At 40.0% G+C, this 15,347-nt stretch carries 6 protein-coding genes; 3 read left to right on the plus strand and 3 right to left on the minus strand.

What is annotated here, in order from left to right; translation table 11 throughout:
- Nucleotides 1-240 precede the first annotated feature (240 nt).
- Nucleotides 241-1,134: a type 2 periplasmic-binding domain-containing protein gene (locus H589_RS18785; protein WP_051249542.1), complete on the plus strand. Its 894-nt coding sequence runs from the start codon at nt 241-243 to the stop codon at nt 1,132-1,134.
- A gap of 145 nt (nt 1,135-1,279) precedes the next feature.
- Here the strand turns inward: H589_RS18785 and H589_RS0100095 are convergent, their stop codons facing one another.
- Nucleotides 1,280-2,689, minus strand: a complete 1,410-nt coding sequence (locus H589_RS0100095; protein ID WP_035074478.1) for a sensor domain-containing diguanylate cyclase — start codon at nt 2,687-2,689, stop codon at nt 1,280-1,282.
- A gap of 348 nt (nt 2,690-3,037) precedes the next feature.
- The gene (locus H589_RS20175) at nt 3,038-6,262 is read right to left on the minus strand and encodes a transporter substrate-binding domain-containing protein (RefSeq protein WP_084146792.1); all 3,225 of its coding nucleotides are present in this window, start codon (nt 6,260-6,262) and stop codon (nt 3,038-3,040) included.
- A gap of 614 nt (nt 6,263-6,876) precedes the next feature.
- Between H589_RS20175 and H589_RS0100105 the strand changes: the two genes are divergently transcribed.
- Nucleotides 6,877-10,692, plus strand: a complete 3,816-nt coding sequence (locus H589_RS0100105; RefSeq protein ID WP_027720146.1) for a response regulator — start codon at nt 6,877-6,879, stop codon at nt 10,690-10,692.
- A gap of 10 nt (nt 10,693-10,702) precedes the next feature.
- A complete protein-coding gene (locus H589_RS20180) occupies nt 10,703-13,054 on the plus strand; it encodes a response regulator (RefSeq protein ID WP_027720147.1) in 2,352 nt (783 codons plus the stop codon).
- Between the two features lie 114 nt (nt 13,055-13,168).
- On the opposite strand, the gene H589_RS20185 is transcribed toward H589_RS20180, so the two are convergent.
- Entirely contained in the window at nt 13,169-15,340 is a 2,172-nt protein-coding gene (locus H589_RS20185; RefSeq protein ID WP_051249544.1) for a methyl-accepting chemotaxis protein, read from the minus strand.
- Nucleotides 15,341-15,347 lie beyond the last annotated feature (7 nt).

Below are 15,347 nucleotides of genomic sequence, written 5' to 3' on the forward strand. Positions count from 1 at the left end.
GATCCTGCGTAGCTTTGAAAAAAGATATAAATTGCAGATGGTTATTTTCAGATAGCTACCAACCGTTAATATAACCACAATCTGCAATTGATTCAAAGATTATTTAATCTCCTCAAGTTTTTATTATGCGTAGAGGCTTTGATGCAAGCATTGCTACAATTTTCATAAAATATCTGCTAAGAGGAATAGGTATAGGTTTTAACATTTAGCTAATACTAAGATTAAGGTCTGGAGGAAAATATGTTCAAAAAAATGGCTGTGGGCTTTTGGCTAATGATAGCAGTAACTTTTATATTTCCTCATACCGGCATAGCAAAAGATCTTATCCGCTTGATAAACCGCCATTCCTATCTAGATTCTCGGCATATTTATGAAAATAAAATCCTGACCATGGCGCTTGAGAAAACAAGAGATAACTTTGGAGATTTTGCAATTGAAACGACAATCTCTGATGCACAACGGGAACGCCTTTTTAAGGAATTGCTCAAAGGGAAGAAATTGAATCTCTATGTCGCACCAACTCAGGAGAAATGGGAGGAAGAATTAATACCGATACGTATTCCTGTATTGAAAGGAATTTTAGGTTACCGCCTTTTCCTTATCCGAAAACAGGATATAGAAAGATTTTCATCAATCAAATCAGTTGAAGAGTTGAAAAAATTAAGAGTGGGACTTAATAGGCACTGGAGTACGACCAAGGTTATGGAGGGGCTTGACTTTAATGTCGTAAGAGGAGGTGCTTACGCAGGGCTGTTTAAGATGCTTCTGTATGATCGGTTTGACTATTTCCCAAGAGGGGTAAGTGAGATCTTTGCTGAATATGAAAGCAGGAATCTGCTTATGCCTGATCTGGCAATTGAACCGGGTATTGCATTGTACTTACCACAGCCTGTATATTTTTTTGTTTCGCCCATGTATCCACGACTGGCGAAGAGGATTAAAAGTGGACTGGAAATAATGCTTAAAGATGGAAGTTTTGATAAATTATTCTGGGAATATAATTCATCAAATCTTGGCAAAGCTGATCTTAAAAATCGAATGATCATTGCCGTAGATAACCCTTTTCTGTCCCCGGAAACACCATTTGAACGAAAAGAATTATGGTTTAATCCGCTTAAAGCGCATGAAAATTAGCTGAATTATGTATTTTTGACAAAATAAATACTTACATAAATTGCTCCAAAGAAGAGGGTAGGTCAATGTTTGCTTCTACCCTCGGGTAGATAACTATCTTTAATATATTAAAGTTTAAAATTTCATTAGAGCCGGGACTTGCGCATTATCCATAAGCATTCCGGGTTTTAGTAACAACTCTATTCCTACCCATGTGTTTTGCTTCGTAAAGAGCTTTGTCTGCATTTTGTATAACATCGGCAAGATTTTTATTTTCTTCGCGTTCAACAACTCCAATAGATACTGTAAATGAAATGCTGCTATCAGGACCATCAATTTTTAATTGAGAAAGGGCTCTTCTGACTCTTTCGGCAGCCAGCCTTGCCTCTTCTAAATCTGTCTCAGGTAAAACAGCAGCAAACTCTTCACCTCCAATCCTTCCGAAAAGATCTGTCAGGCGGAGTATTTCTCGACATTTAGTAGAAAGAGATCTCAAGACATCATCCCCTACCGCATGTCCATATGTATCGTTTACAGCTTTAAAGTGATCAATATCAAGCATGATAAGCGATAGAGGTCTTTCATAACGTTTAGCATGCTCCATTTCCTCTTCGCCCCTTTCAAGGAAACGGTGAAGATTGTTAGCCCCTGTAAGCGCGTCTGTTGTGGCCAAATAGCTTAATTGGTCTTCCAGTTGTTTTCTTTGGGTAATGTCATCAATAATTATAAGTATTCCAGTGAATTTGTCTGACACATCCAGCATACGGGCAAAAAATACATCAAAATATTTATGTGCACCAAATAAGTCTGTATTTGTCTCTATCCTTTGAGTAGAAGAATTTCCCTGCAAAAAAGATGTTGCTTCTTTTTCTATCCAAGGCAGGTAATTCCTCAATGGTTTGTGAAGTACTCCGACTTTTTTGTCTAAAGTGCTATGTCCCTTTGAGTAGTACATTTCCCCGGATGTTTTACTCAATCCAAGTAACTGGGCCGCAGCAAGGTTTAAATTGTCAAGTAAACCTTTTCTGTCGATCAGAAATGCCGGTCTCGGGGTGCTTTCAAATAGAGTCAGATACTTGTTCTTTTCATTGGAAAGATGACGATTTGTCTCCTCAATTTTAGCAATATGCTCGGAGTCTTTTGTCGTTATCCATTCAGCACTCAAGGATATTTCAAAGCGGTCGAAACTTTTTAAAATAAAACGAATCCAAGGTTCCTTTAACTTTTCAGGACTTTTTTCGATAATCAAATCAATATATGTATCCCGGTAATATTTGAAAAGACCAAGGAACATAGAAATGTTGATACCTCGTGCCCGGTGTCTTCTGGCTTCAAGTCTTCCGAATTCAGTAACAGGATCATTTGTATAGTTTTCATCAGCATGAAGTTGAGGCTCTTGTATGCCATGCATATGAAGGTTCATACACAGAGCATCTGTCAGCCCCGATATGGATAAGCGCCATGCATCTAATAGTGTAGACGTATATTTAGTATAGTTATGACGCTTAGAATATGAAAGAATTTGTTCCATGAGCCATGTTTCATTATCTTTCAATAATTTTGAAAGTTGTTCCATCACCCCTCCCCGTTGCAGATAGAGACTTGACCCCAGTCTCTGACAAATATTTTTAATTTTATATATTTTTATGAATCAAGATTAACATATGGTATATTTTTTTTATAACCCTACGCGTCGTGATTACTCACAATGTAAATTTGTTGCAATAAGTTGTTTTGTATCTTTTGGGTACAGAATTAGATAAATTGGGCTAATTCAACATCAATAGAGCGAAGTTCATTCTCCTTTGTGTCAGGCGCTTTTTTTTAGCAAGGTCTTAGTTCATATAAAACTTTGCTAAAATGTGTTCGGTGGAAGATATCCATAAAATTAATATCCTGATTTCTGAAACGTCCCGCAGGGTTACTACTCTTCCAGATACAAGGCTATCTCACTTAAGCGTTGAGAGATATTCTTTCGTTTTTCATTAGATAGCATATTGATATCTATGGATAGATCAAATCCATGTTCATTGTAGCGGATCATGTTGCCAAAAGCGGAGCAGGAGTTTTCTTCTCCGCAGATTGAAGTGATGGCATAGGGCTGGATGCTTCTACGAATTCCCTTAACTTCTACAGGCTTTCGCTCTTCTACATTAACGATGTCCCTGACTAGATTGTATGTTTCTGAAGATATAAGTATTCCGCCCGGATCAGCCTGACCTTCGAGACGGGCTGCCAGATTAACTTCACCACCGATGATAGTATAATCCATTCGTGATTCAGAACCGAAGTTGCCAACATTGCAATATCCTGTGTTGATGCCCACTCTCATTTTGAATGGCTTATCGTATCCCGTTTCCTGCCATTCTTTTTCTAGTGCAACCATTCTTTTCTGCATTGCTACAGCCATACGTATACAAAGTTTTGCATCTTCTTTCACTCCCTTGGATTCAGGATCTCCAAAGAACATAAGCATAGCGTCACCAATAAATTTATCTATGGTGGCACCGTATTCAAAAGCGATAGCAGACATCTCTGTGAAGTAATGGTTAAGCAGGGCTGTAAGGTCTTCCGGCTGCATATCATCCGTCGTCTGGGTGAAGTTCTTGATGTCTGAGAAAAAGACAGTAAGTTTTTTGCGCTCTGTGGATAAAACTACATCTCTATTACCCGAGAAGATTGAGTCATATACTTGCGGCGACAAATATTTAGCCAGTTTTGTAGACAATCCTTCAAGCATTGTATTTTTTTCATCCAGACATTTTAAAGTCTCTGCCAGTTCTGACTGAGCCTTCCTTCTTTCAGTAATTTCACTGCCGAGTTTTCTATTCCAAAGCACGACAAGCCCTATAATCAAAAGACCGCCGCCGGTAATAGGTAATGCCCATGTCATTACCGTATACATATCCAGACCATGCTCGTATTTTAAGGCCAGCCATTTACCTTTGAATTCATCAGCCTGTTCATCTGACACAACACTCAATACTTTATTCAAAATTTCCAGTAGTTCGGGGGAGTCTTTGCGGACAGCCATAGCCAGAGGCATTATATAATCCGTTGCAGCAGCAACTTTTAAATTGGTTATTCCTTTTTGTTCAATAATATAACTTGTTGTAGCTAAATCATTTATAAGCCAATCCACCTTGCCGAGCGTAAGGGCTGCGACTGCATCAGGAACAGTCGGAAATAGAAGCAACTCCAGCTCAGGATGGTCCGAAGCTAAATATTCATGGGCAGCATAACCTTCGACAACAGCAATTCTGCCGCTGGTAATATCGCTTAATTGACTTATTAAGTGAGCGTCTTTTGGGGAGAAAATGACTATAGGAAATTCAATATATGGCTCGGTAAAAAGAAGATATTTTTCTCTTGAAGGAGTTTTTGTTATTGATGGCAGGATATCAAGACGACCTTCCATGGCATATTGGAGAACCTCATTCCAGCTCAGACCGGCAACCGGGGTCATCTCCACTTTCAGCTTGTCCTGAATAAAGTTAATATACTCCGAAGCAATCCCTTGCATTTTACCTTTCTTATCAATGAATTCAAAAGGGGCGCTTTGCGGATCTATTCCAAGTTTGATTTGCGGATGCGATTTCAGCCATGACCATTGTTCTTTTGTGAGTGAAAAAATTTTCTTCTGAAAACCTGAAGCATCAAGGTATGTAGAAAGAATAGCATTTTTTTCTTTCTTTGTTATAGCATCAAGACCTTTTTGAAGTATGTTTTTTAGTATTGGATTATCCTTATCAACGGCAAACCTAAGCTGACCGGGAAGGTCTGTACGCCAGAGGCTGACAAGCTTCAAATTTGGGAGTGTGTATTTTTTTATAAGATAGGACGCAACTACCTGATTGCCTATATATGCATCCGCTTTTCCTGTTGCCACAGCTTCCAAAGCATCTTGTGTGGTCTTAACTGGCAGCATTTTGATCTCGGGGTGGTCAGTTGGGAGATTTCGTGCAATAGCGTAACCTTTTTCTAAAGCTACCGTCTTTCCTTTCAGATCTTCAGGAGAGAAAATATCGTTATTTTCTGAGGTGGTGAATATGGCGGAGTAATATTCTATATATGGTTTAGTAAAAATAAAATCTTTGCGGCGCTTTGGAGTATCATTCAATCCCGGAGCAGCATCCAATTTGCCTGCTTTAAGGTTCTTCATATGAGCATCCCAGTTTGTATCGAAAACAGGATTTATCTCAATGCCGACCTTACCCGCAGCCATGCGAATGAAATCTGCTGCAATACCTGCATAGGAACCATCATCCTGTTTCATTTCAAATGGAGGCCAGTTTGGAGTTGAAGTCAGAGATATTGAAGCGTGTTTCTGAATGTATTTCTTTTCTTCATCAGTCAGTACAACTTCTGCCCCGGTTACATCTTTTTGGTAAAATCGGTCTTCGGGATTTTTTATCCAGTGTCTGTCAATTGATGAAAGCTTTTCGCGACTGATATTTCGAAAACCTTTATTGATAATATTAAGTAACTTAACTTTTCCTTTCAGTACTCCGGCGTGTACTGTGTTAGCTGTCGTTGAGCCTTTAATACGTGTGACTAATCCTTCGCATCCTAATCTTGTTAAGATCCTTGAAACAATGGTTATTTCGTCGAAAATAACATCGACTTTCCCGGCAATAAGCTCAGTGATTAAAGCTTCATGTCCGTCATATTCATTAATCGAAATATCATTAAATTTATTGCGCAGATAGGCAGCCTGATAGGTTCCGGAGACGACCCCTATCTTTTTGTGAGCCAATTTATCCATTAAATATGGGGGAGAATTAGTTCTTTGATATAATGCACTTTTGATTGAGTATAAGGTGTCTGAAAAATCCATCCAGGAAGAGCGCTCATCATTTTTAAATAAACCAGAGTGGACATCGGCCTTACCAGACTTGACCATATTTAACGTTTCACTCCAAGTACCTGCTACGAAATCAACATCTGTGCCGGTCTGAGCGCCCCACAGTTTCCACATTTCAACTAGAATTCCAGCTGGATCACCTGCAGGTGTAAGTAGAGATATCGGGGCATAGTTGCTGTCAATGGCAACAACTATTCTGTCTTTTGCCTGCACATCCTGAAAGCTAAGAAAAAGCGTTAGGAAACAAACAGGTATTATTACTCTATACTGATAAACGGTAAACATAGCTGCCTCGCATACTTATAAATATAAATTTAATCTTTTTTTTGAATATTTTGAAAGATATTAAGTGAAAGGTATATTATTTATCAATATTGGACTACGCTAAATTACATAACCTATTAGAGGAAAGATTAGTTTTGTATAAGCAAGGCTCGCAACCATAAAATCTACTAAACAAAATATTTGAACGTGTGGATCGACTATATAGAGGCGTCTGAGCTTTGTTGACAGTATTATTTACCGCATTCAGCATGACAATAAAAAATGGTTAACCCAATTTACGGGGTAACCATTTTTGTATTTACAGGGTAGCTTGTTTTTAACTGTTTATAAATAGTATCACCTACTTTTAATTTTAAACATTATTGTTTATGATAACTGCATTATTATAATTTCTTTTATATAAAAATGTAGTAAATATCACATTGATACTTTGATTGGGGAGGTGGAGGTCGGTTCTGATTTGTAACCACCACTAATGTTGGATCTTTCCAGTTAGCTCAATGAGGCACAGGGTAGATTTATGTATCCATAACATCAGGAATTAATTATCGAATATATTGGGGTTACTATTACGATTACTCAAGAAACATATACTCATAAATAGTGGAGATTTTATGAAATTTCTTGACCGCAGGACGATTAAATCAAAATTGATTGCTTCGTTTATTGCTATCGCTATCGCTCTGGTTTTTTTTGGTATTTTTATACTGATAGAAATGGATACATTGGGAAATCTTACGACAACATTGTATGAACACCCCCTCAGAGTTTCTAATGCAGCTCAGTCAGCACATAAAGGGGTTATCCGCATACAGGGATTGATGCAGGATATCATAGTTTCAAAGAATGTGTTTGAGTTTCAGGAGCAAATGGATCGTATCCAGCAGGAAGAGAAGGACGTACTGGATCAGCTTAACATAGTGCAAAACTATATACTCGGGGAGCGGGGAGAAGAGATTGAGGCTGAAGCCCGTCAAACTTTTTTTCAGTGGAAAAAACTAAGGCTTCAAATTTTATCTCTCATTCGTGATGGAAAACGGAAAGAGGGGGTACAGATATTTAAACTGGAGAATGCTGAACTCGTTAATACCATTGAACTCAATATGCGTGATTTAACAGCTTACGCCCGGAAAAAAGCAGATGGCTTCATGAATGAAGCTAATAAAGTTCAAAGAAATATTACTACAAATACAATTATTGTGCTTGGTCTGCTTGTATTGTTCTTTTATTTTGTAAGCTCAACATTAATTAAACATCTTATAGGGCGGATAAGTGACCTCCAATCAATGGTGTCCACCATAACTGAGACCGGAAATTTTAAAGAAATTTCAGTAATAGGTGATAACGAACTGACTAAACTGGCTGTCAGTTTCAATGACCTTATCAGATCACTGTCCCGTCAATTATGGCTTCGAGAGGGGCTGAATAAACTTAATGATGAACTGACTGTTGTTTCGTCGCTTGAGTTATTTGCAGAATCTATTTTAAAATTTCTCGCCACCCGTATGCAAGCTGGTACAGGGGCTTTCTTTCTTTATAATGATAAAGAAAAGAGCAGCTCAATGCTGGCTTCTTATTCCATGGCAGAAAGTAATAAGCTTACCAGAAAATTTGCTGACGGTGACGGGATTGTCGGGCAGGTCGCCAAGGAGCGCAGTCCTAGAATACTGACGGTTGTGACTCCTGATGAAGGGCTGATTGAGTCTGGAACCGTATCTGCCTCTCCCAACATCCTTTTTGCTTATCCATTAATTTTCGCAGACAAACTTCTGGGAGTTGTAGAGCTGACTTCATTTCATGAATTAGGAACTATCGAGCAGGCATTCATGAAGACTGCCAGTCATAATATAGCCACTGCACTCAATGCCATAATTCAGCGTAAAGAGATCGATGCTCTCTATGATGAAACTCGTGTACAGAATATAGAACTTACTAAAGCCGGTGAGATTGCCCGCAAAGCAAAGGAAGAGATCGAATTACGTAACAAAGAACTAAGCATTCGTTCGGAAGAGCTTAAGTTGCAGGCAAATCTTTTGAGTTTGCAGAAAAATGAATTGGAAGTGAAAAAGGTACAGGTCGAGGAATCCGATCGTCTTAAATCAGAATTTCTTTCTAATATGAGTCATGAGCTGCGTACTCCGCTAAACAGTATTCTGGCACTATCTCAACTGATGCAGATCAAGGGAACCGGCAGGGATGAAAAAAAAGAGGCCGAATACCTTAATGTTATTGAGAGGAATGGAAAGCATCTGCTCTCGCTGATTAATGATATCCTGGATCTTTCAAAGATTGAATCCGGACGTATGGAAGTTTACCTTTCCAGTTTTATACCGGCCGAGCTGCTGGAAGAGGTTTCCGCAACTATAAGGCCCATGGCAGAGGATAAATCTTTATCTTTCATAACCAGAGTAGATTGTTATCAGAGCATGCTTTCAGACAGGGATAAGATCAGGCAGATATTGTTGAATCTGTTGTCTAATTCCATAAAATTCACAGATGAAGGAACTATTGAAGTCGAGCTTGGTACTGAGGATGACCATCTGGTACTGCATGTGAAAGATACTGGAATAGGAATAGCCCCGGAAGATCAGGAAGATATTTTTGATGAATTTCGTCAGGTGGACGGATCGACATCCCGCAGACATGAAGGGACAGGACTTGGGCTTGCCATATGTAAAAAACTGGCCATAGCCCTTGAAGGTGATCTGGAAGTTGTTTCTGAACTTGGTCGTGGAAGTTCCTTTATCCTGCGTCTTCCTCTGCGGCTTAGCAATTATAAAGAGAAAAAGAGAACTCCGTTAGAAGTCAGCCATAAAAAAAATGAAAAGTCTATGAATACGGTTCTGGTTGTTGATGACGATCCAAAGTCGCGCGAAATAATCACGGATCATCTTATAAATGCCGGCTACGATGTTATCGAGGCAGATAACGGCAGGCAAGCTTTGGATTTAGCCGCCAGTAATTCTCTAGTGGGTATCACTCTGGATATTTTTATGCCCGGAATGGACGGCTGGGAAACATTGAATCTGCTCAAGAGTAATCCGTCTACAATGGATATTCCGGTTATAGTAGTATCAATAAGTGATGATACTACTACAGGATATGTTCTGGGAGCAACCAGCCACTTAACTAAACCTGTCGACAAACATCAGCTTCTTTTCGAGATAAATAAGCTCAAAAAGCAGGCTCCTATAAAAAAGGTTCTAATTGTTGATGATAATGAGAATGATCGCGCTATAATATCTAATATTCTGGAGGAATCGGGATACTCTACCATAGAAGCGGACAACGGATGGTCAGGAGTAGATAAGGCGGTAAACCTGCTTCCTGACGCCATGACTCTGGATTTACTGATGCCGGAAATGGACGGTTTTCAAGTACTGGAGGAAATAGACCGGCTTCCACAGCTTAATTATCTGCCCGTGATAATAGTTACTGCCAAGGATCTCAGCTCTGAGGAACACAAGAAGCTTTTGGATAGGAGCAGATCTATCGTCCAGAAAGGTGACCTTGATGTCAAAACACTGCTGCAAAAGTTAGAGAACGGGTTGGATAACATCCGGTTGCAAATACCTGAACCGTCCAAACAAAACGAGTGCAAGGCACATGTTCTGGTCATCGAAGATAATGATATTGCAACCATGCAGATAGCGGGGCTTCTACAGGAACTTGGATTACGCATGAGTCATGCCGCAAGTGCTGAAAAGGCAGAGCAATTAGTAGAGCTGACAAAACCTGATCTTATCCTGATTGATTTAATGATCTCAAGTTTCAGTGTTTTTGATTTATTTGAAACTATCAGTTCCAAATCTGAAACTGCAAATACTCCTGTTATAGTTCTCACCGGCAGAGATTTAACCGATAAAGATCTTGATATTCTTAAAAAACAGAACGTCAGGCAGTTTAACCGTAAAGAACCTCTGGACAGGGAATTATTTAAAGAACTTATCCTTACATCAGTTCAGGGTATCATGCAGCCTGATTGCGTGAATTTGCCGGAACATGATTTCTGGGAAGTGGAATTGCCGGACGCTGGATCTAATGACCCGTTCGGGAAAGGAAATACCATTGTTGTGGTGGAGGATAATAAGGACAATATAGTTACCCTGAAGGCTATTCTGGATGATTTTCAAGGAGAGCTTCATGTTGCATACGACGGTGAAAGCGGCTTGAAAAAAATTCGCGAAATCATGCCTGATATTGTGCTCATGGATATTCAGTTGCCGGGCATTAACGGATTGGAAGCTACTGCTGCCATCAAGAGCTCTGATGATCTGAAACACATACCTGTTATCGCTGTTACAGCCAGAGCAATGAAAGGTGATAAAGAAAAGATTATGTCCGCAGGGTGTGACGGACTGCTGACCAAACCTTATGATGTGGAAATCTTGCGTGCAATGCTTTTTAAATGGTTAATGCAAAAGTCTTGAGGTGATGTGCATGAGGAAATCAATCCTTATAATTGATGATCAGAAGGAAAACTTATTTATTCTGGAAGAGCTGCTCAATGAGTTTCTTCCCGATATTCAGGTCATCAGTGCATTGGGGGCTCAAGAAGGCATGCAGAAAATCGGCTTGGATGTAGGAGTCGTAATTTCTGATGTTCAGATGCCGAGTAAAAATGGAATTGAGCTGTGCAGAAGCATCAAGGCCAATCCTGATTATAAGGATATCTCTATTCTGCTGATTACAGCACATCAGTCTACTCCTTCCATGCGCGTACAGGGGCTGAAAGCAGGTGCGCTGGATTTCATATCCCGTCCTATCGATACTGATGAGCTGATTGCCAAAGTAAACGTAGCATTTAAGGTACACCACAAAGAGCAAGGACTGCGTCATGAGCGGGACGAATTGTCCACCAAAGTTGAAGCTACCAGCCAAAGACTTATGGCTGTGGACCGACAATATAAAACTATTTTTGACAGTGCTAATGACGCAATTTTAATCCTTGATACAGACGGTGATATTCTTGAGGCAAATCCTGAGGCGCATCGTATTCTCGGATATAATCCGAAGTCTTTAGTCGGCAGATCTCTTAAAGATATTTTGGACGAACATGACACAGTGCAGATTTTGAGTAGCATTGCCCGCACTCGTGAAGTGAAGGTTTCATCCGAGTTTATTGCCTTTGACAAAATTCATATTCCAATTGAAATTCATTGCAGTCTGGTAGATCTAAGTGAAAACAAAGTCATTCTGGTCATAGCACGTGATATAACTAAACAAAAACAGGCCGAGCAAGTCATTAAAGAAAGCGAGAAGCACTTCCGCCTTCTCTACACTGATGCTCCTATCGCATATCAATCTTTGAATGGTTTCGGTGAATTTCTTGATGTAAACCGGCGTTTCACGGAGACGACCGGCTATACGGTTAAAGATATTCTAGGCAAACCTTTTGCGAGTATTTTACATCCAGCCTGTCGGAATTATTTTACAAACCAGTTCTCCAAGATTAACGCCATAGGCGAACTCAAAGGTTTTGAACTGCGAATGTTGAAAAAGAATCAGGAAGAGATTCTGGTGACTTTCAACGCACGTATTGCTACTTCGCCAGCCGGGAGTTTTCAGCAGGTTCATTGTGTTTTTCATGATATTACCAAGGAACGTGATACTGAAAATGCCATGATTAAAGCCAAAGAAGCGGCGGAAATGGCGAATCGCAGTAAATCTGAATTTCTGGCAAATATGAGCCATGAAATCAGAACTCCTTTGAATGGTATTATGGGAATGATGCAATTACTTCAAAGCAGTAATCTGGAAGATGAACAAATAAAATATGTTAGAATGGCAATTCAGTCTTCCAGAAGACTTACAAGCCTGCTTTCAGATATTCTGGATCTTTCACGGGTGGAAGCCGGCAAACTGAATATAAGTTATGATACACTTGATCTGGTAGAGATTCTGCAACAGCTCAAGGAGATGTATTACCCTGTGGCCAGTCAGAGTGGAGTAGAGCTCATTCTCAACATAAATCCCAATGTCCCGCGTTACGTCATGGGCGATGCTGTCCGTATGCAACAGGTTTTCACTAATATGCTGGGAAATTCCCTGAAATTTACCGATCATGGAAAAATAATCATAGAGGCATATAAGCTTCCTATTTCAAAGGAAAATACGGTGAAGATCCTATTCTCTGTCAGCGATACCGGAATAGGGATACCGGAAGAAAAAGTTCAGGATCTTTTTGTACCCTTTTCGCAGGCCTGCGAAGGCTATACACGCATGCATCAGGGGGCCGGCCTCGGGCTTTCCATTTGCAAGCGTCTTGTCAGCCTGATGGGAGGGGTAATTTCATTGGAAAGTGAGGAAAATAAAGGGACAGTCGTTCATTTCACTGTTCTTTTCGGTAACGCAGATCAAGATTTTGCGCCTCCTGCAACAGAGCCGGATGAGCATACTCTCTCCCTGGAGCCTCTACGCATTCTGCTGGTGGAAGATGAATATGTCAGCCGTCTTGCCGCACAAAAGCAGATGGAGAATTTTGGCTGCCATACTGTTCCTGTTGAGAATGGTCTACAGGCCCTTGAAGCCTTGAAATCAGATAGATTCGATGCATTGTTCATGGACGTTCAGATGCCGGTTATGGATGGTATAGAAGCAACAAAAGCTATTCGTCAGGGGCTGGCTGGAGACGAAAACAGGGATATATATATTGTCGCCATGACGGCCTATGCTATGCAGGGAGACAAGGAACTCTTTTTTAATGTCGGTATGAATGACTATCTGCCAAAGCCTGTGGAGATAAAGACGTTGCAGGAGAGATTGAATCGGATCAGAAAGTCTTTTTCTTAGATAGGTTGGCTCTTGCTGTTTAGATTTGACACTAAGTCATAAATATTAATGACCTTAGGCTGAAATTAGTAAATTAAGAGGGTTAACCTGAATTCAGGTTAACCCTCTTTCTGTTTAGAAACGTTCAAATTCATCCATGTCTGATTCTGCTGCAGGTAATGCCTCCTGAGCAGTCTTCTCTATAAGCATGGTATTGCTGCCGTCGCATTTGAAGTAGGTCATCATCTGTCGCAGGCTTTCAGCCTGTCCTGATAATTCCTCAGATGTTGCTGCTACTTCCTCCGCAGCGGATGCTGAGGACTGTGTAGCTATTTCAACCTGAGATACAGCAATCTCTATCTGTTTAATACCGTCATTCTGTTCTACGCAGGCTGCATTGATTTCATTGATCAGCTCAGAAGTTTTTTCAATTTCAGGGACCAGTTCGTTAAGCATCGTGACCGCATTATCAGCTACTCCTACCGTTTTTGTGGATAGTTCGCTGATTTCTCCTGCTGCCTGTCCACTGCGTTCAGCCAGCTTGCGGACTTCAGCAGCTACAACGGCGAAGCCCTTTCCGTGCTCACCGGCTCTGGCTGCTTCTATCGCCGCATTAAGAGCCAGCAGATTAGTCTGGCGTGCAATTTCTTCGATGATGGTAATCCGTTCGGCTATTTCCTTCATAGCACCTACAGCCTGTCCGACAGCTTCTCCGCTGGTTGTGGCCTTAGAGGCTGCTTCATTTGCGATACTTGCTGTCTCTTTTGAGCTCGTGGCATTTTGCTCAATAGATGAAGTTATTTCACTTATTGATGCTGACAGTTCTTCAATGCTTGAAGCCTGCTCGGTTGCTGCCTGAGATAAACTTTCAGATGTAGAGGCCAGTTGCTGACTGCCGGATGCTATATTTTCGACAGCTGCATTAACACTGAAAACAACATCACGCAGTCTTCCTATCATTGCGCCCATTGCTTTAAGCATCATCCCGGTTTCATCCTTGCCGGATGAAGCCACTTTTTGATCAAGATCACCATCCGCGACTTTTTCGACAGTCGTTACTGCTGTTTGCAAAGGACGTGTTATGGAATTGGTTATAAAAAGTGAAATGATGAATCCTGCCAGCAGAGCAACTCCTCCGGTAAATAGAGCGGTCTCTGAAAACATTGATGCATCAGCAATTATGGTTGCTGTCTGTTTCTCCATTGCGATTTTTGCGACATTGTTTATTTCTTTGATTTTCGGTTCGATATCATGGATTGCATTGCGCATAGCAAGAGTATTCGATGATACTTTTTTATCTTCAGCAACAATAGCCATGAAATTATTTTGATAGATTTTTAAATCGGCTTTAATATCTTCTAAATATTCCGGCAGAATTGTCGATTTTTCAAATGCAGTCAGTAGTGAATTGATTGCATTCAGAGTTGCCTGTGCATACTTATCACTGCCACGCAAAAAGTAATCTTTTTCATTTCGCCTAATCTCAAGTATTAAAGACTTCGCATCGGGGACGAGCACTGAGTCGATTGCTTTTTCAATATCATGTGCTGATGACCTTACAATTTGATACGCGGTATTTTTTTGTTCCACAGTTACAGCATTTATTACTTTTTCTGCTGCTTTTCTGTAAGAAGTAAAAGCTGTAAGCTGAATTTTTTTTACTTCCGGTTTGCACAAACTGCTGTCTAAGACTGTTTTAAAATTATTCATGGATAGAATAAATTTTTGTTTGTATTTTAAATTCTTGGTTAAAATAAAATCTTTTTCATACCTGCGCATTTGCAATAAGCTGATTAGTAGATCATCAACAGAATATTCAATTGTTTTTGTCATAATATTGTGTGCTGTCTTTCTTAAATCTCCCTGCAATCCGGACTTATGAGTCAACCCTATAGTCTGATAATTTTTTACAACGGAATTAAATGTTTTCAGGTAAACGACAGCATCTTTAATAATGGCTTCTGATAAATTTTTGATTTTATGCAGCCCTGCCAGCCCCGCATCATCACCTAATTCGTTCATCATCAGGATTATTTTATCTATATTGTTTTTCACAAGAGGAGGGAACTTCATGTCCTTTTGAATAATGAAATCTTTTTCATTGCGGCGTGCATTTAGCATAGCCACTTCTGCACTGTTTGCATGTTCTGAGATGTGTATTTCTTCGCTGAGAACTTCATTGAAACCTGACTCAGTATTTGTCAAAGCGAAATGGTAAAATGCAAGAGCTGCTGCAAAGAGTGTGATTACTATTAAGATGTTTCCCAAAAATTTTGTTTTAATTTTATAATTATGCAAAAAATTCATATGAACT

The organism is Maridesulfovibrio zosterae DSM 11974 (assembly GCF_000425265.1).
GTDB lineage: Bacteria > Desulfobacterota > Desulfovibrionia > Desulfovibrionales > Desulfovibrionaceae > Maridesulfovibrio > Maridesulfovibrio zosterae.

What these genes read in the sequence shown, in the direction of transcription:
- H589_RS20185 (WP_051249544.1), bottom strand. Translation starts at nt 15,340, where the DNA reads ATGAATTTTTTGCATAATTATAAAATTAAAACAAAATTTTTGGGAAAC.
- H589_RS0100105 (WP_027720146.1), top strand. Translation starts at nt 6,877, where the DNA reads ATGAAATTTCTTGACCGCAGGACGATTAAATCAAAATTGATTGCTTCG.
- H589_RS20175 (WP_084146792.1), bottom strand. Translation starts at nt 6,262, where the DNA reads ATGTTTACCGTTTATCAGTATAGAGTAATAATACCTGTTTGTTTCCTA.
- H589_RS18785 (WP_051249542.1), top strand. Translation starts at nt 241, where the DNA reads ATGTTCAAAAAAATGGCTGTGGGCTTTTGGCTAATGATAGCAGTAACT.
- H589_RS0100095 (WP_035074478.1), bottom strand. Translation starts at nt 2,689, where the DNA reads ATGGAACAACTTTCAAAATTATTGAAAGATAATGAAACATGGCTCATG.
- H589_RS20180 (WP_027720147.1), top strand. Translation starts at nt 10,703, where the DNA reads ATGAGGAAATCAATCCTTATAATTGATGATCAGAAGGAAAACTTATTT.